Source organism: Hymenobacter lucidus (assembly GCF_020447265.1).
GTDB lineage: Bacteria > Bacteroidota > Bacteroidia > Cytophagales > Hymenobacteraceae > Hymenobacter > Hymenobacter lucidus.
Genome location: NZ_JAJADR010000003.1, coordinates 655,553 through 672,314, shown reverse-complemented (window position 1 = coordinate 672,314; position 16,762 = coordinate 655,553). Strand labels below are relative to the sequence as shown.

14 protein-coding genes are annotated in these 16,762 nt (G+C 60.8%); 3 read left to right on the top strand and 11 right to left on the bottom strand.

Translation table 11 applies throughout. The features are described 5' to 3' along the window. Nucleotides 1-151: 151 nt before the first annotated feature. The gene (locus tag LGH74_RS14150) at nucleotides 152-1,807 is read right to left on the bottom strand and encodes a M28 family peptidase (RefSeq protein ID WP_226176653.1); all 1,656 of its coding nucleotides are present in this window, start codon (nucleotides 1,805-1,807) and stop codon (nucleotides 152-154) included. Between the two features lie 318 nt (nucleotides 1,808-2,125). Between LGH74_RS14150 and LGH74_RS14145 the strand changes: the two genes are divergently transcribed. Then, nucleotides 2,126-2,689: a GNAT family N-acetyltransferase gene (locus tag LGH74_RS14145; protein ID WP_226176652.1), complete on the top strand. Its 564-nt coding sequence runs from the start codon at nucleotides 2,126-2,128 to the stop codon at nucleotides 2,687-2,689. Between the two features lie 8 nt (nucleotides 2,690-2,697). Here LGH74_RS14145 and LGH74_RS14140 read toward each other — a convergent pair whose 3' ends face one another. The 6 genes from LGH74_RS14140 to LGH74_RS14115 all read right to left on the bottom strand — a co-directional run bounded on the left by LGH74_RS14140 (nucleotide 2,698) and on the right by LGH74_RS14115 (nucleotide 8,698). After that, the gene (locus tag LGH74_RS14140) at nucleotides 2,698-3,516 is read right to left on the bottom strand and encodes a hypothetical protein (protein ID WP_226176651.1); all 819 of its coding nucleotides are present in this window, start codon (nucleotides 3,514-3,516) and stop codon (nucleotides 2,698-2,700) included. A gap of 129 nt (nucleotides 3,517-3,645) precedes the next feature. Beyond that, nucleotides 3,646-4,095: a GNAT family N-acetyltransferase gene (locus LGH74_RS14135; RefSeq protein ID WP_226176650.1), complete on the bottom strand. Its 450-nt coding sequence runs from the start codon at nucleotides 4,093-4,095 to the stop codon at nucleotides 3,646-3,648. Nucleotides 4,096-4,131: 36 nt separating this feature from the next. Then, a complete protein-coding gene (locus LGH74_RS14130) occupies nucleotides 4,132-5,166 on the bottom strand; it encodes a S41 family peptidase (RefSeq protein ID WP_226176649.1) in 1,035 nt (344 codons plus the stop codon). Nucleotides 5,167-5,285: 119 nt separating this feature from the next. After that, the gene (locus LGH74_RS14125) at nucleotides 5,286-5,648 is read right to left on the bottom strand and encodes a hypothetical protein (protein ID WP_226176648.1); all 363 of its coding nucleotides are present in this window, start codon (nucleotides 5,646-5,648) and stop codon (nucleotides 5,286-5,288) included. Between the two features lie 48 nt (nucleotides 5,649-5,696). Continuing rightward, entirely contained in the window at nucleotides 5,697-7,001 is a 1,305-nt protein-coding gene (locus LGH74_RS14120; protein ID WP_226176647.1) for a PAS domain S-box protein, read from the bottom strand. A 281-nt stretch (nucleotides 7,002-7,282) separates the two neighbouring features. Then, entirely contained in the window at nucleotides 7,283-8,698 is a 1,416-nt protein-coding gene (locus tag LGH74_RS14115; RefSeq protein WP_226176646.1) for a S41 family peptidase, read from the bottom strand. 248 nt (nucleotides 8,699-8,946) lie between these two features. On the opposite strand from LGH74_RS14115, the gene LGH74_RS14110 reads away from it, so the two are divergent. Together LGH74_RS14110 and LGH74_RS14105 are read left to right on the top strand one after the other, a co-directional pair. Beyond that, nucleotides 8,947-10,914: an ATP-binding protein gene (locus LGH74_RS14110; protein ID WP_226176644.1), complete on the top strand. Its 1,968-nt coding sequence runs from the start codon at nucleotides 8,947-8,949 to the stop codon at nucleotides 10,912-10,914. A 357-nt stretch (nucleotides 10,915-11,271) separates the two neighbouring features. Further along, a complete protein-coding gene (locus LGH74_RS14105) occupies nucleotides 11,272-12,396 on the top strand; it encodes a glycoside hydrolase family 43 protein (RefSeq protein ID WP_226176642.1) in 1,125 nt (374 codons plus the stop codon). A gap of 186 nt (nucleotides 12,397-12,582) precedes the next feature. Here the strand turns inward: LGH74_RS14105 and LGH74_RS14100 are convergent, their stop codons facing one another. From LGH74_RS14100 to LGH74_RS14085, 4 genes are all read right to left on the bottom strand, one after another. Further along, complete coding sequence (locus LGH74_RS14100) at nucleotides 12,583-13,797, bottom strand: Gfo/Idh/MocA family protein (RefSeq protein ID WP_226176640.1); 1,215 nt, start codon at nucleotides 13,795-13,797, stop codon at nucleotides 12,583-12,585. An 82-nt stretch (nucleotides 13,798-13,879) separates the two neighbouring features. Beyond that, a complete protein-coding gene (locus LGH74_RS14095) occupies nucleotides 13,880-14,758 on the bottom strand; it encodes a pirin family protein (protein ID WP_226176638.1) in 879 nt (292 codons plus the stop codon). Between the two features lie 187 nt (nucleotides 14,759-14,945). Continuing rightward, nucleotides 14,946-15,311, bottom strand: a complete 366-nt coding sequence (locus LGH74_RS14090) for a hypothetical protein (protein ID WP_226176637.1) — start codon at nucleotides 15,309-15,311, stop codon at nucleotides 14,946-14,948. A gap of 35 nt (nucleotides 15,312-15,346) precedes the next feature. After that, on the bottom strand, nucleotides 15,347-16,654 hold the full coding sequence (locus LGH74_RS14085; RefSeq protein WP_226176636.1) for a PAS domain-containing protein: 1,308 nt from the start codon (nucleotides 16,652-16,654) through the stop codon (nucleotides 15,347-15,349). Nucleotides 16,655-16,762: the final 108 nt, after the last annotated feature.

Genomic DNA, 16,762 nt, shown 5'->3' with positions numbered 1-16,762 from the left:
AAGGGCCGCCATATATTACCTCGGGCTTCTACCTGGCCAGGTAGAAGCCCGAGGTAATATATGGCGGCCCTTCTACCCAGTCAGGTAGAAGGCTCGGGTAATAAACGGAAGTCCTTCTACCTGACAGCCACCGGAGGTTTTGCCCTCAACTCTATTTCCCGAACCGCGTCCCGAAAAAGTCGCCGGAGTTCCAGGTAGGACGCTGTTCGGCCTGGGCCACCTGGTAGCCAATAAGGAAATTGAGCTGCACGTACTTTTTGCCCGCCTCGAAGTCGAAGGTACCATTGATATCGTCTTGGGGCTTGTGGTAGGTAGTGGCGCGCCAGGCCTGCACGGTTTTGCTCAGGTCGTTTTTGCCGTCGGCGGTTTTGTTGCCGTACTTGATGTGCAGAGCCGGAATTCCCTGCACAACGAAGCTATACTGGTCGGAGCGGATAAAGCGGTTCTGCTCGGGCTCCGGGTCGTTTTCCACGCTCAGCTTCAGGTAATCGGCGGCTTGGTTTACCGGCTGACTCAAACTGGAGTGTTGCGCCCCGAGGGCAACCACCGACAGCAGCGGGGCAATGATAGTGGGCATGTCGGTGTTGATGTCGGCCACGATTTTCTCTTTCGGCACCGTGGGCCGGGCCGCAAAATAGGCCGAGCCCAGCAAGCCCAACTCCTCGCCGGTCTGCAGCACAAATAGCACCGAGCGGCGGGGTTTCTGGGGCAGGCTGGTATAAATACGGGCAATTTCCAGCACGCTGGCTACGCCCGAGGCATTGTCGTGGGCCCCGTTATAAATCGAGTCGCCCTTCACCGGCGCACCCACGCCCAGGTGGTCGAGGTGGGCGCTGTGCACCACGTACTCGTCGCGCAGGCGGGCGTCGGAGCCCGTTAGTTTGCCTACCACGTTGTAGCTTTCTACCTCCTGGTAGGTGGAAATATTACTGACTTTGGCCGCGCTACGCAAGGCCACCGAAGCCGGCCGGCCGGCCTTTAGCGCCGTAAAAACCGCGCCCGTATCGGTGGCGGCGGTGCCCAGCAGGCTTTGCAGCGTGGCGGCATTCAGGGCGCCCAGCACTTTGACGCCGGCCGCGTAGCTGCGCGAGGCTGCCACTTTTCCGTCGGCGCCCAGCACGCTATACACGCCCTGCTTGAAGTTGGGCATGGGCGCTTTGGGGTTGGGTGAGGCCAATAGCACGCCTACCGCACCGTGGCGGGCCGCATTCTGCAGAATGGCCAGCACATCCTGGCTGGCCGCCGCTACCGTGGAGGGAAACGCCCGGGGTGCGCCGCGCATCACCACCACAATTTTGCCCTGCACGTCGAGGCCGGCGTAGTCGTCGTACTGCAGCTCGGGCGCGCTGATGCCGTAGCCGGCAAATACCAGCGGAGCCTCCAGCGCCACGCTCGGCGTTTCGGGGTTAGGGTAAAGCACAAATTCCTGGGCGGGCGCCAGCGGTACGGGCGCCTCAGTACCGCTGCGCAGCATCAGGGCGGTGGTAGCAGGGTTGCTGAAGGCTCGCCGCAGCCGCACGCGCTGCACGAAGCTGCCTTCGTCGCCGGCGGGCTCAATGCCCAGGCTTTTGAGTTGCCCGGTCACGTAGTCAACGGCCATTTGGTAGCCGGGCGTGCCGGGGCTACGACCCAGCAGCCGGTCGTCGGCCAGGTATTGAATGTGAGCCTTAATGTCGGCGGGCCGCACTTGCTGCAGGGCTTTGGCGGTTTTCTTGTCGAGCTGGAGTTGTTGAGCCGTGGCGGCGGAAGGCGAGAAAAGCAGGCTGCCGACAGCCAGCAGCAAGAGGCGAGAAGAAGTGGATAGCATAAACGGGTAAGCAGGGCGGAAAAACGGCGGTGGGGCAGTTGTGGACGCGCCCGAACACCACCCAAAAGGAGTAGTAAACGGGAAAAAGCTGCGCACGTCGGAAAATTTCTGTCATAGTCGGCAGAATGCCATTTTTGGCCGCCGAATTACCCTTCAGCTTGGGCCAGGAATGCGTAACTTGCAGCCGCGTGGATCCGGCCTGGATTTCCTCCCCAATCTTCCTGATTTGACAGCTCCGGCGGTGGCTTGTCCGCGCCGGCAAAAGGGCTGTCTGCCTACCGCGCCGTTTCTTCGAAAATTTCAAAATCGTATTCTTCCATGATTAGACTGGAGCAGTTCACCCAAGCCGATTTCAAGCAGCTGATTGAGTGGATTAAAGATGAAGAGCTACTGATGAATTGGTCGGGTTCCCTGTTCTCGTTTCCCCTCACTGAAGCCAGCCTGGCCTGGTACATCGAGGATACCAACGACCCGCTGAACTCCGACGCATTTGTGTACAAAGCCGTCGACAACAAGACCAACGAGGTAGTCGGCCATATTTCATTGGGCGGTATCAGCCGCAAAAACCGCTCGGCGCGCATCAGCCGGGTGCTGGTGGGCAGCCATCAGGAGCGGGGCCGGGGCATTTGCCAGGGCATGATAAAAGCGGTGCTAAAAGTGGGTTTCGAGCAACTCGGCCTGCACCGCATCGACCTAGGCGTATACGACTTCAATAAGGGCGCTATTGGGTGCTATACCAAGGCCGGCATGATGCTGGAAGGCACCTCGCGCGAGAGTCTGTACTTCAACGGGGCCTACTGGAGCCTGACGGAAATGAGCATGCTGGAAGCCGAGTGGGAGAAGCTCTACGGCAAGCACAAGGCCGTCAAGCTGGCCCACTAGCGGCCGGCTCAGGTCGTTTTATACAGGTACCAACCCTTGCCCAGCGGCTTCACCACAATCAGCGACTGAGGGTTCATGGCTGGTACTTTGCGGGCATCGGGCTCGTAGAGCAGGCCCACAGTGTTGTCAATCAGGCCGCCGATAACGAAGGCCACGCAGGCGTCGCAGTCGGCGGCCTGCCGCGTCACTTTGCTGATATATAATGATTTGAGCAGCGCGCTGATGGCCGGATCGGCGTTGGCGGCGGCTTCGTCGGGTGGGGTGGCCGTAAAATCGGGACGGGCCTGCAGCAGCTGCACAGCCTGCTCAAAATCGGCCTGGCGCTGGTTGAAATGGGCCTCAATGTCGGCGTCGGAGCTGATCCAGAGGCGGATGTTGCCCACGGTGAAGTCGTACTCGGCCTTGGGATGAGTCTGGTTATAGCGGGCCCGCTCGGCGGGCGGCAAGCCTTCGAGCACCGTGAGCATCTGGCGGCCGAAGTTGGTCATGGCTAGCCCGCGCACGGCCTGCAGCTGCCAAGTGCTGCGCTTCACGAAGTGCAGGTAAAAGTCATTGCCGCCGGTAGAGTCGCGCAGCTCCACGGCCACTACGGCCGAGGTGTCAGTTTGCTGCACCATTTCGCAGGTGCGGGCCATGCGGGCCGGAATCTGCTGGCCCAGCGTCTGGCGTTTGGCTTGCTGCGCGGCCTCGCAGCAGAGGTAGTCGCGCATGGCCGGCCAGCCTTCCCGGGCCACGAAGCGCTCCGCAATGTGCAAAGGCATGAGCGGCGGCTGGGCCCGCGTGCTGAAGGCAGTAAGCAGCAGGAAAAGCAGTAGAAAGTTTTTCATCCGGGAAGAAGCCAAACGTGCCCGTCACCACCGTGACAGCGCCGTGTTTAACTCCTAAACTTACGACATTTCAGCGGGACTTTAGTTTGGCCTACCCCGGAAATGTACCAGTAGCGGTGGCCGTTATGCCTAAGCTCGCAGCATATAGATGTGCGGAATATCGTCTTCGAGGTACATGTCGCCCTGCTGCTCGAAGCCGAAACCCTGGTAAAACTTAGTCAGGTACTGCTGCGCCCCAATTTTGATAGACTGGGCCCCAAAGCGTTGTTCGCAGTGCGCAATGGCCTCGCGCATGAGGTCTTTGCCCAGCCCGAAGCGGCGAAAGGCCGGCGCCACCACCACACGCCCGATACTGACCTGCGCGTAGCACTGGCCCGCGTCGAACAGGCGGGCGTAAGCGGCCAACTGGCCCTCGGCGGTTTGGCCCAGCAGGTGCCAGGCTTTAGCATCCTGGCCGTCAATGTCCTGAAAGGCGCAGTTTTGCTCCACGATAAATACTTCGGTGCGCAGCTGCAGAATGTCGTGCAGCTCCAGGAGGCTCAGGTCGTGGAAGGGCTTGCTGGTCCAGGTAATTTGCATGGGAGTAAGTCGGGGTAAAAGAGCAAAAGCGGGACCTTATCGGACTTTTTTCAGCCACAGCACCGCCGCTTTTATTTTCTGGTCGGCGGCAAAAGTAGTGAAGTTGTCCCCGCCGATAATTTCTACGTCGGGCAGCACCCGCTCGGTATAGGCTTTGCCGTTGCGGTCTATTTCGTAGGCTTCGGCTAGGGTAATACCTGCTTTGCCCGGCAGCTGGTGGCCGTTGTTGGAAGTGGTGTAGCCGGCCGTGGGCTCCCCGAAGCTGCGGGTATTGGGCCGGCCCACCAGGCTGATGGCCACTACTTCGCCCGCGCTGGCGGTGGTACCGCTCAGTAGTACGGCTATGGATACGTTCTTCTTGGGGCTCACGCACTTATCCCGCACCCGCGACACCCGAAAGGTATCAACGTACATATTGCCCTGCCGGATATTCCAGGCCTGGGGCGTAGCGCCGGCCTGCTCTACAAAGCCACCCACAGTACCGTCGCCGATGAGCGGGCCCAGGCCCGCCAGCATGGGGTACATGTTGCCGCCGGTATTCAGCCGCAGGTCGATAATCCAGGCTTTGATGCGGCCCTTCTGCACCGCGCAAATTGAGTCGCGCAGGGCCTGGGCATTGGCATTGACGTTGCTCATGCCAAAGTCGGAATTGCCGGGCAGCAGAATGTAGCCGATGTTTTTGTTGATAACCCGCACCCGCACGGCGGGCTTTTTCTTCAGCTCACTCAGCACGGCCTGGTTGGCATAGGGCGGCTCCGACTTTGACCAGCCGTATTTTTTGCCCTGGAAGCTGTACCAGCCGTGGTGGTCGTTCAGCTGCTCAAACAGATAGGGGTACACCGGTGTAAGCGCGGCGTAAGTCGTGGCCCCGGCGGCTTTGCGGTACACCGTTTCGCGCAGGGTCGGCCAGTCGGCTACGGTGCGGCGGTGCAGGGCATTTTGCTGGAAAATGTCCAGGCTTTTATCCAGGTATACTTTCACGCTGTCGGTGATGCCGTACGGGTTGTGCTGGGCCAGTACGGGTTGGCCAATGCCTAAAAGCAGTAAGGCAGCAAATAGAGTGCGCGTCATAAGAAGAGAATAAGTAATAAGTGACGACAAACTACGGCGGATTTTGCCGAAAAAACGCGCAAAAAAGCCCCAAACCAGCGTAAGGTTCGGGGCTTTGGGCACCACGTAAGCCGGCTGGGTTACACCCGGTTGCCGCTGGTGAGTTCTATTTTTTGCAGCAGCTTTTCAATCTGGTCGGAATACACGTCAACCTGTTCGAGGCCGGCGCGCGACTCCTCGATGTGGCCGCGCTGGTACTGCGTGACGAGCTTTTGGCTGGTGTCGAGCATTTTCTGAATGGCGCGCTCAATCTCGATTACCTCGGGCTGAGAGCCATATTTGGGCTTTACTACTGTGTGCAGCCATTGGCCCAGCGGGTTTTCGCGCAGGGAGAAAAGGGAAGGCTCGGCTTCGCGCACGCCGTAGAGCACGGAGCGCAGCCGCGACTTGAACAGGACCTGCTTGATGCGGGCCTGCTGGAAATCCAGGGCGGTTATGTCCATTGTGGAAGAGGAGCAGTGCCCGAAGACATGAGGAACAAAACCAGTACTTTAAGAAGCATTAGCAGCGCCTCCCTGACTCTTTTCAATGGCCTTGCGGGCCAGTACCAAATCGGTGACGTCGTAGGCAAAGACCGTAATGCCAGCCTTGGCGCCCTGCTCGTGAAAGAGCTGGTAGGTGAAATTAAGGTAGAGCTGCCGGGCCGTACCATCCGGGTTTTCGACCATGATGGCCAGCTCGTTGCCGTAGAATGTTTCGCCAGTGGCATACACGTTGTCGAGCAGGTTCACGAAGCCTTGCTCGATTACCTCGGGCAGCGCTTCCACTACCGTTTTGCCTACCAGCTGCCGCCCCCGGAACAGTTGCTGGTACTGCGGATTCACAAACTCGAAGCGGTGCTCGGGGCCGCGCAGAATGCAGATCAGGGCCGGGGCCTGCTCAAAGAGGTTGTGGAAGGTTTCTTTCTGGCTCCGGGCCAGCTCGTAAGCCTGATAGGCCTGGTCGGATAGCGTGGACTGTTGCTCGTTGGCTTCCAGCAGCTCCTGCACCATCTGTTTCTGGTCGTGGATATCGGTGCCGCAGCCCACCCACATCATAATCTCGCCGGAAGCGGCGCGGCGCGGCATGGCCCGCACCAGCACCCAGCGGTACTGCCCGTCGTGGCGGCGCAGGCGGTATTCTACCTGGTACACGCTGCCCTGCATTACTGATTCCTGCCAGATGCGGGTTACGGCGGAGCGGTCGTCGGGGTGTACCGAATCCAGCCACTGCATACCCATCACTTCATCCGCCTCCTTGCCCGTTAATGAGAGCCAGCGGTGGTTGAAGAAGTCGCGCTGCCCGTCGGGCGTGGCCGTCCAGATCAGTACGGGCAGCGACTCCAGAATGAAGCGGGTGCGCTCCTGGTTTTCGGCCAGTTCGCGCTGCATAGCCTGGTTGCGCTGCTCGGCCCGGTACTGCTCCGTAATGTCCTGGGTGCGCTGCAGAATGTAAAGCAGCTCGCCCTTATCGTCCAGAATTGGGTAGTGCGTAGCCTGCCAATACAGCTCCTCAAACCCGCCGCCGCGCTCAGCCGGCACTTCCAGATCGTAGCGAATTACGGGCATGGTATGCGGCTCGCGGTGCTGGCGCACGTGCTCCTGCGACTGGTAAATGATGTCGCCCTGATTCTGGTCGACCGAAGGAAAAGCATCGAACATATTCAGCCCAATGACTTCCTCGCGCTTCTTCAGCGACACCTGCTCGTGGCCGTCGGTATTGTCCACGATGGTGGCGTCGGGGGCCATCAGCATCAGATTTTCGGGCAGGGACCGGAACAGCTTTTGGTAGTCGACCGGAGGTATAGGGTGGGGCATAGGTGAAACGAGCACGAATAGAATGAAGGCGGCGAAAGGGTTCCGAACCAGTCGGAAAGCACGTTCAGTTTACAAAGCTACTATTAGCCGGCTAAAGCAAATTGATTCCGGTTTAAACAAAGCAGCTGAACAGTAACAGAATTGGCTAAATATTGACAGCAAAAATGCGAAATTGATTTGCCAGCAGGCTATTTATGCCTTCTGACGCCGTTCAGAATCCAAGCGGCGAGTGATGAGCGTATGAGTCGCGCAAACGCGTGGCCCGCTGCTGTTTGCGGGGCTCATGGCGACTGTAAAATCCGTAGCGTTTGCGCCAGCCAGTCCTCATTGTCGCGCAGCCGAATGTGGGGCGCAACGCCGGTTTCTTCGTAGGCCAGCTGATTTTTGAATCGCAGCGTCGATACGTTGAGCACGAACCCCTGGCAGGGCGTGGTTACGGGCAGGCTGTTGCCGTAGCCCACGAAGCCGGCCGAATTTTCGCCCACCAGCACGGCTTTCGAGGGTTGCCGGGCCCAGAACAGCAGGGTTTCGCAGGCACTGGCACACCCGCGGTTGTAGAGAACGGCCACTTTCAGTGGCAGCAGTGAAGCCGTGAGGGTGTAGGTTTTCTGCGTGCTCTGCGGGTTCAGCACGAAGCTATTCAGCGGCACCTGTTTCAGCCAAGTCAGCTTTTGCCGAAAGCTCCAGACGGCGTCGGAACCGTAGCGCGCCGAATCGGCTTGCAGCCGGCGCAGATATTCCTCGTAGCGTCGTAGGTTGTCGGCCGTCACGTAGTATTCCTCGGCCTGGGTTTCCTTGATGGGCCGGGCGTAAAAGAAGGGCAGCAGCGGCGTCACGTTCCGGTCGGCGCCGCCGGGGTTGTCGCGCACGTCGATGATGAGGTATTTCGAGCGTAGAATCCGGGGCGCGACGGCCCGGTACAGCGAGTCGAGCTGCGCCCACTGCTCGCCGGCAAACGAGGGTAGGCGCAGGTAGGCTACCTCCGTACCGGCCAGCATCCGGAAATCGGCGGTGGGGCCGGCGGGTGGTGGTGCCGGCTGGTTCGGCGTCTGCTTGTGCCAGCCCAGCCCGAGCAGGCGACCCTGGGCAAAGCGCACGACGGGCACGTAATACACGCTGTGGTTGCGCTGGTACTGGTAGGCCTGGTAAGTGGCATCGGGGTTGCGGCGCAGCTCAAACTTAATTTGGCCCGGCCGCCAGAGCCGGGTGCGCGCCGCGACGATAACGCCGGCGTAGTCGCGGCGGCTGGTTTTGCTCCTGGTCAGATACACGCGGTAAGTGCCGTCGGCCGCCTGGTAGTAGCCTTCCAGCGGGTCGGAAGCGGCAGCATTGCGGCGGCTCGAATCCACGCGCAGAGTGCCGGATACAGTAAAGTCGGGCGAGGCCAGAAAGCGGGCCACCGCCGCCCGGTCGTCTTCCGGCACGGTGGGCCCGGCGGTGCTGATGCTGGTGTGGCTGTCGCGAAAATACTCAACGTAGGTGGTCAGGTACTTCAGGCAGGCGAGCCGGCTCGGCTGGGCTGCCACCGCGCGGCCTAGCTGCTGCTTGAATGCCGCATACTGCCGGCGGCGAGTCGGCGGCACGGTATGGGCAAAGCCGGGCAGGTTGCGCTCCAGATACTGAACCGTAAAGCTGAAATCCTGGGCGCACCCGCAGCCGGGCTGCTGGTCGGCGCCCGTCGTAATAAAAAAAAGCAAAATCAGCCAGCAGAGACAACGCACGAACCAAAGTTATGAGACACTAAACGCTAAAGTGAGCCAGCCGGATGCTTGCTGCTCTGCCCAGCTACAGCACTGGGTTTCCTCTATCCGCAGGCAGAAGAAACTGAAATAATCAGCGTTACGGGATTTAACCGGATATTCGCAATACTGAATTCTAGCGGAGAAGAAACGCCGGTATTCTGCTGCGCTATATTGCCCGTCACATCTATTGCTTACCCGTGCAGTTGACTTGGTTTCGCCCGATCTGGGTGTTGTTGCTGGTATTTCTTGTAACGCTGGTGGGGGCCGCCCGACCCGCCGCCGCCCAGAGCGCGGCCCTCGATGGCCTGCGCCAGTTGGCCCGGCAGCCCCAGCCCGATAGCAGTCGGGTGCTGCTGCTGTGCCGCATCAGCGACCAGTATTGGGCCCTGCGCACTGATTCGGCCGAGGCCTACGCCCGGCAGGCGCTGGCCCTGGCCCGCCGCGCCCACGACCAGCACGGCGAGGGTGAGGCCCTCAACCGGCTGGGTGCGGCCCTGCGCGAGCGAAACCTGGCCCGGGCTCTGGAGCTGTTTCAGGAGTCGCTGCGCATTGCCGAGGCCCGCCACGACCTGCCGCTGCAGGCCCAGAACCTGCGCAGTATCGGCATTATCTACGTGTATCTGCGCGACCGGCAGCAGGGCTTGTCCTACTATTTTCAAGCCCTGCGCATCGGCCGGCAGCTGCGGGCCGAGCGGAGGGTGGTTATCGAGCTCAGCAACATCGGCCTGGCCTACGACCTCTACAATCAACTCGACTCGGCGGCTTACTACCAGCGGCAAGCCTATGACCTGGCGCGCCGCCTGCACACGCCCACCAACTACATTCTCTACGGTCTGGGCCAGGTGGCGCGCAAGCAGGGCCGCCCCACCGAAGCCCTCAGCTACTATCGGCGCAGCATCCGGGAGTCGGCGGTGATGCAGCACGCGCGCGGCCTCAACTTCGCCTATGTGGGCCTGGCCACGCTCTATCAGCAGCAGGGGCGCCTCGATTCGAGCGTGTACTACGCCCGCCTGGGCTGCCAGGCCGCGCAGTATAACGGCTTTCTGCGCGGCGTACTCAATGCCAGCACGCTGCTCACCCAGGACTTCAAGCGGCGCGGCCCCGCCGACAGCGCCCTGAAGTACCAAGGCCTGATGCTGACGATGAAAGACACGCTGTTTGGGCAGGAAAAAGTGATGCGCCTGCAAAGCATTAACTACCAGGCCCGGCAGCGCGAGCAGCAGGCCGCCGTCGATAATATGGCCCTGAAAACCCGCTACCGGATGTATGGGCTGCTGGCCGGGCTGGCGGGCTTACTGCTGCTGCTGGGCCTGCTCGTGCGCCACGACCGGCAGCAACAGCGCGCCAACGCCGCCCTGCAGGCCTCGCTGGCCGAGCTCAAAACCACCCAGTTCCAGCTGGTACAGCGCGAGAAAATGGCGTTTCTGGGCGAGCTGACGGCCGGCGTGGCCCACGAGCTGCAGAACCCACTGGGCTTCGTAAAGAAGTTTGCCGAGGTCAGTACCGACCTGGTGGATGAGATAAACGGGGCCCAGCGCCTGGCCCGGGATGGGCGGCTGGAGCGCGAAATTCTGGATGGCCTCAAGCAGAATATTATGAACATCAGCCAGCACGGGCAGCGGGCTACGGCCATCATCAAAGGCATGCTGGAGCACGCGCGCACCGGTAGCGCCCCGCGCGAGGCCACCGACCTGAACGCCCTAGTGGAAGAAAATCTGCGCCTGGCCTACCAAGGAATGCAAAACCAGTACCCCGACTTCCAGGCCACCCTCACGACCCAACTGGCCCCGGCGCTGCCGCTGGTAGCCGTTATTGCGCCCGACCTGGGCCGGGTGCTGCTGAACCTGTGCAGTAATGCCCTCTACGCCGTGCGGCAGCGTGCCCAGCAGCCGCCATCGGCCGGCTATCAGCCCGAAGTAGCTGTGACGACTCAGTTGCTGCCCGGTACTGTCGAAATCAGGGTGCGCGACAATGGTACCGGCATTTCGGAAAGCGTGCAGGCGCGTATCTTTCAGCCGTTTTTCACCACCAAACCGGTGGGTGAGGGCACTGGTCTGGGCCTCTCGCTCAGCCACGATATCGTGAGCAGCGGCCACGGCGGCACGCTTACGGTAGAGTCGGTGGAAGGGCAGGGCACAGCGTTTATCATCCGGCTGCCGCTCCACAGCTAAGGCTTTGCGAGAAGGCGCATACTGCTGATGCCCACTTCAATAGCTTACTCTTGACGATAATGCGCTTGGCAATTCCTCTGTTTCTGCCAGGGGCGCCGTCAGCAGTAGGCGTGGGCCAAAGGCTAGGGGAAAGATGGAGGAATCGATGGACCAAACCAGCTGAATTGCTGAGCCTATCACAATCGATTACGGTAGATTATTTCGCGGGAAACGCGTTTTGGCGTGTCTTAGCAGTTCCGGCTGCGCTCTATATTTGAGCGTACAGAGGCTTTTTGCTGGTCAATTACAACCGCTTTTCATAGTGCGGCCAGCCATGAAAACCTCTGCGCCTTTCACCTGCCAAACCCCGCTCAACCCATGCCCACCCACCACAAACTCGCTTTCCCCGCATTGGCTCTGTTACTGCTGAACAGCGCCTGCCAAAGCGAAACCGCCAAAACGGAAACCACGACCACCGAAACCGCCGCCGACACCACTGCTGCCGCTCCAGCCAACGCAGATTCGGCTACGAAGAAATATCTGGCCGAGCCCCTGGTGAAGGATATTTACACCGCCGACCCGTCGGCCCACGTCTTCAACGGCCGCATTTATATCTACCCCTCGCACGACATTGAAACGGGGATGCCGGAGAATGATAACGGCGACCATTTCGCCATGAAGGACTACCACATTCTGTCCATGGACAGCATTGGGGGCAAGGTAACCGACCACGGTGTGGCGCTGGATATCAAGGATATTCCCTGGGCCGGCCGGCAGCTATGGGCCCCCGATGCGGCCTTTAAGGATGGCACCTATTACCTCTATTTCCCCGTCAAAGACAAGCAGGATATCTTCCGCATCGGGGTAGCTACCAGCAAGTCGCCCACGGGGCCCTTCAAGGCTGAGCCCAAGCCGATGGAAGGGAGCTTGAGCATCGACCCGGCCGTATTTACCGATACCGACGGGAAAACCTACATGTACATGGGCGGCATATGGGGCGGACAGCTACAGCGCTGGCGCACTGGCAAGTACGACGGCAGCAAGCCTAAGGAGCAGGAGCCGGCTGCTACCGAGCCCTCGGTGGGCCCGCGGGTAGCCCGCCTGGGTGCCGATATGAAGCAGTTTGCCGAGCCCGTGCGTGAAGTGAAAATCGTGGATAAGGATGGCAAGGTGCTGCTCTCGGGCGACAACAACCGCCGCTTTTTCGAAGGTGCCTGGATGCATAAGTACAACGGCAAGTATTACTTTACCTATTCCACCGGCGACACCCACTTCCTGGCCTACGCCACCGGCACCTCGCCCTACGGCCCCTTCACCTACCAGGGCACGTTCATGAACCCCGTGCAAGGCTGGACTACCCACCACTCTATCGTGGAAATTAAGGGTAAATGGTACATCTTCTACCACGATACCCAGCTCTCGGACAAAACCTGGCTGCGCAACGTGAAAGTGACCGAACTGAAGCGCAACGCCGACGGCAGTATCGCACTGATTAATCCGTAATTAGCCTTCTACTAGCGCGTGTCCTTGCGAGGCACGAAGCAGTTCGTCCTCGGCGCAGTGCGCCCCGTTCTTTTACCAGAAAGCCCTTTCCCGTATGCAACGGGAAAGGGCTTTTCACTTCAGGATACTTAGCACATTTCAGAGGACGGATGGCTCCATCCTGCGTCCTCGCAAGGACAGGTGGAACTACCGGTTGGTTTTGTCCAGCACCTGCTGTACGTCTTTGGTCGATACTTGCTGGCCGGTTTCGGCGGCGCGGTAGATGGCCTGGAGCAACTGCACGTCGCGCAGGCCCATTTCGCCGGGCACGCGGGTGGGCTTGTCGTTGAGGACGCAGTCGGCGAAGTCGTCCATCTGGCGGGCCTGCTGCGGCACGTTTTGCAGGTTCATCGGGCCCTGACTGGTGCGGCCCTCGATGCCGCCGTAGCCGAAAGCGGGCTGCAGCTCCAGAAAGCCCTTGGCGGCTTCGGCCCGCAGGCGGCTGTTCAGGTTTTCGGCGTAGCTGGTGCGGCAGTCGGCCACGGCCCCATCGGCAAACTGCATCTGCCAGTTTACGCCCGCCTCCACTTCTTTAAACAAGCCTTTCGGGTCGGGGTTGGGGGCCAGCTTGGCCGTAACGGACACCGGAATGTCGCCTTTTGTGTAAATAACGCCCTGCAGGCAGTAAATGCCCATATCCATCAGCGGCCCGCCGCCGGCCAGCTTCTTGCTCACGCGCCAGGGCGTGTCGTTGTTGAAGCGGAAGCCGTTGTCGGCCACCAGGCTCTTGATGGGCCCCAATGCCTGCTGTTGGCCCAGGCGCATCATTTCCTGGTGGTGGGGTTCGAAGTGGAGCCGGTAGCCAATGCTGAATTTCTTGCCAGCCTTCTGCATGGCTGCAATCATGCGGCGGCACTCGTCGGCCGTGGGGGCCATCGGCTTTTCGCAGATAACGTGCTTACCGGCTTTGGCGGCGCGCTCCACGTACTCCGCGTGCAGGCCCACGGGCAGCACGATGTAGATAATGTCGATGTCGGGGTTGTCGGCTATCCGGTCGAAGTTCTGATAGTCGTATATGTTCTTATCGGGAATGTTGTACTGCTTTTTCCACTGCTTGGCTTTGGCCGGGGTACCCGTCACGATGCCGGCCAGCTTGCAGAGCCGGGTTTGCTGCAGGGCCGGAGCCAGCTGTCCGGTGCTGTATTTGCCCAGCCCTACCAAGGCCACGCCCAACTGCCGCCCTGCCTGTAGAGCTTCCCAGCTGGCTGGGCCAAAGGTCGTTTGCTCCAGCCACGACAACGGCCCACCCATAGCCGAAGCACTGACCAGCGTAGCGCCTACACCCAAGGAAAGAGTGCGCACAAAGTCGCGGCGGGAGGCACCTGAAAGAGTAATAGAAGTAGCGTCGTCGTTGGTTTTCATAGCGGTTAGTTGCTGATTGACAGAGCTATGAATACCGGGCTAAGCGCCCTAGGGTTACGTCTGCAGTAGGCAGCGCCGCTATTTACTCGTCTTCCGGAAACGTGCCCATGCCGCCGCTTTCAAAGTCGGCAATGGCCTGCACCAGCTCCTGGTTGGTGTTCATCACGAAGGGGCCGTAGGTGGCCAGCGGCTCCTCGATGGGCTGGCCGGCTAGCACCAGCAGCACCGCGTCGGTGGTAGCCGTGAGGTGCACATCGGACGAGTCCCAGCCGAATACGACGAGCTGCTTGGCAGTGGCGGGCCGGTTGCCGTGGAGCATAATGCTGCCCTGCACCACGTAAATACCCACGTTGTAGTCGGCGGGCAGGCTGATGGTGGTAGCCGCGCCGGCTGCCAGGTGCACGTCGAGCAGAGTGATGGGTGAGAAGGTCTCGGCCGGGCCCGTGGTGTGCTCGTAGCTGCCGGCCACCACCCGCACACGGCCCTGGCCCTCGGCTACGGGCACCGCGGGAATAGCCGCCGCACGAATGTTCTGGTAGCGGGGCGGGGCCAGTTTGTCGCGCCGGGGCACGTTCACCCACAGCTGCAGTAGCTCCAGGGTGCCGCCCTGCCGGGCAAATTCTTGCTCGTGGCGCTCCTCGTGCAGCAGGCCCGCGCCGGCCGTCATCCATTGCACGTCGCCGGGGCCGAGCGTGCCACTGTGGCCGGCCGTGTCGCGGTGGGAGAGGGCACCCTGGTAGACTACCGTCACGGTTTCGAAGCCGCGGTGGGGGTGGGGCGGCGTGCCCAGCGGGGCCTCGGTAGGCGCTACCGGCATAGGCCCGGTGTGGTCGATGAGCAGGTAGGGGCTAAGCTGCCGGATGCGTGGGCCCGGCATAGGACTAATCACGTCGAACCCATCCCCAACCTGCTTTTTATTGCCGTCGATAACCTGAAATATGCGGCGAAACGTGTTTTCCATGTGGTGGGTGAAGCAGCTGCTGTAGAGTTATAACAAATAAGCCTGGGCGGGCGGAGCCAGCCCAAACCAGTCATTACGAAGAGCAGGCAGCGGAAAAATGTTTTGCCGCCCGCCGCCTTATACGCACAAAACGCCCCGGCCTGTCACAGACCGGGGCGTTTCAGCAATGATTCAGCCCGCCGCCGGGCTAGGCGGCGGTGCGCTGGGAAGTGTGGGCCAGCTTCTGCAGCAGGTCGGTAATCTGGTCGGAATACTGGTTGATTTTTTCCAGGCCGGCGCGGGCTTCTTCGATGTGGCCGCGCTGGTACTGCTTTACCAATTCCTGGCCAGTGCTGAGCAGGAGCTGGAGCACCCGCTCTATTTCGAGCACCTCGGGGTAGCCGCCGTACTTAGGCTTTACCACCGTGTGTAGCCACTGGCCCAGCGGGTTGAGTTGGAGCGAAAATAGGTCGGCGTCGGCCTCGCGCACTCCGTAGAGCACCGAGCGCAGGCGCGACTTGAACAGGACCTGTTTGATGCTGGCTTGTTGAAAATCCAGGGTGGATATATCCATAGCAGAAAGAGAGGGCAAACCGGGTAGCAACCGGCTTACCGGGAATTCGTGGCCGCGTCGTCGCGCAGCTTTTCCAGCGCCTTGCGGGCCAGTACCAGGTCGGTGACGTCGAAGGCAAACACCGTAATGCCTGCTTTCTGGTCGCCTTCCGCGAAGAGTTGGTAGGTGAAATTGAAGTAGCCGTCTTGCAGTTCGCCGTTGCTATGCCGGTCGATGCGCACCAGTAGCTCGTTGCCGTAAAATGGCTCCCCGGTGCTGTATACCCCGTCGAGGACAGCTCCAAAACCTTGCTCAGCCACTTCCGGCAGAGCTTCGGCCAGCGGCCGGCCCACCAGCGGCCGGCCCGGAAACAGCGACTGGTAGCTGGTATTGACGAACTCGAAGCGGTGCTCGGGGCCGCGCAGAATGCAGATCAAAGCCGGGGCCTGCTCAAACAGGTTGTGAAAGGTTTCCTTCTGGCTCCGGGCCAGCTGGTAGGCCTGGTAAGCCTGGTCGGAAAGTTCGGCCTGCCGCTCGTTGGCTTCCAGCATTTCCTGTACCAGCTCCTTCTGCTCGTGAATATCGGTGCCGCCGCCTACCCAGGAGGCAGTGTGGCCTTCGCTGTCTACGCGGGGTACGCAGCGCACCAGTACCCAGCGGTAGTGCCCATCGTGGCGGCGCAGGCGGAACTCCAGCTGAAACTCCTCACCGGCCGCGGCGGCCTGCTGCCAGCGCTGCGTCACGGCCTCGCGCTCCTCGGGATGAATATCCTGCGTCCAGCCCCAGCCCATCGATTCGGCCTTGCTGCGGCCGGTGAAGCTGAGCCAGCGCTGGTTGAAGGCCGTAATGCTGCCGTCGGCCTGGCTTGTCCAGATCATCACGGGCAGGGCTTCGAGCACGAAGCGGGCCTGGTCCTGGCTTTCGGCCAGTTCCTGGGCAATCTGGTTGCTGCGCTGCTCGGCCAGGTGCTTTTCGGTTACGTCCTGGGGGCGCTGCAGAATGTACTGCAGGTTGCCCTCGCTATCCAGAAGCGGGTAGTGGGTAATCTGCCAGTAGCGTTCCTCGGTGCCGCCGCCCAGCTCGGCAGGCCGCTCCAGGTCGTAGCGGGTGAGGGCCATGGTGTGGGCCTGCTTGTGCTGGCGCACATATTCGTGCGACTCATACAAGGCCCGCTGGCTTTCCGGGGCCGAGGGGAAGGCGTCGAAGATATTGCGCCCCACCACCTTCTCGCGCGGCAGCAGCGACACGGCCACGTGCTGGTCGCTGTTGGTTACGATGGTGCCGTCGGGGGTGAGCAGCAGGTAGGAGTCGGGTAGGTCCTGGAACAGCTTGGGATAATCCAAGGCGGGCAGTTGCTCAGGCATAGGGTGGCGGTGTGGTTGGAGGAGGAAAAGACGGGAAGCAGGATAACAGTACGGAAAACCCCACTGCTCCGGTTGAGTATGGCAGTGCTATTGCTTCAGGTGGAGGCA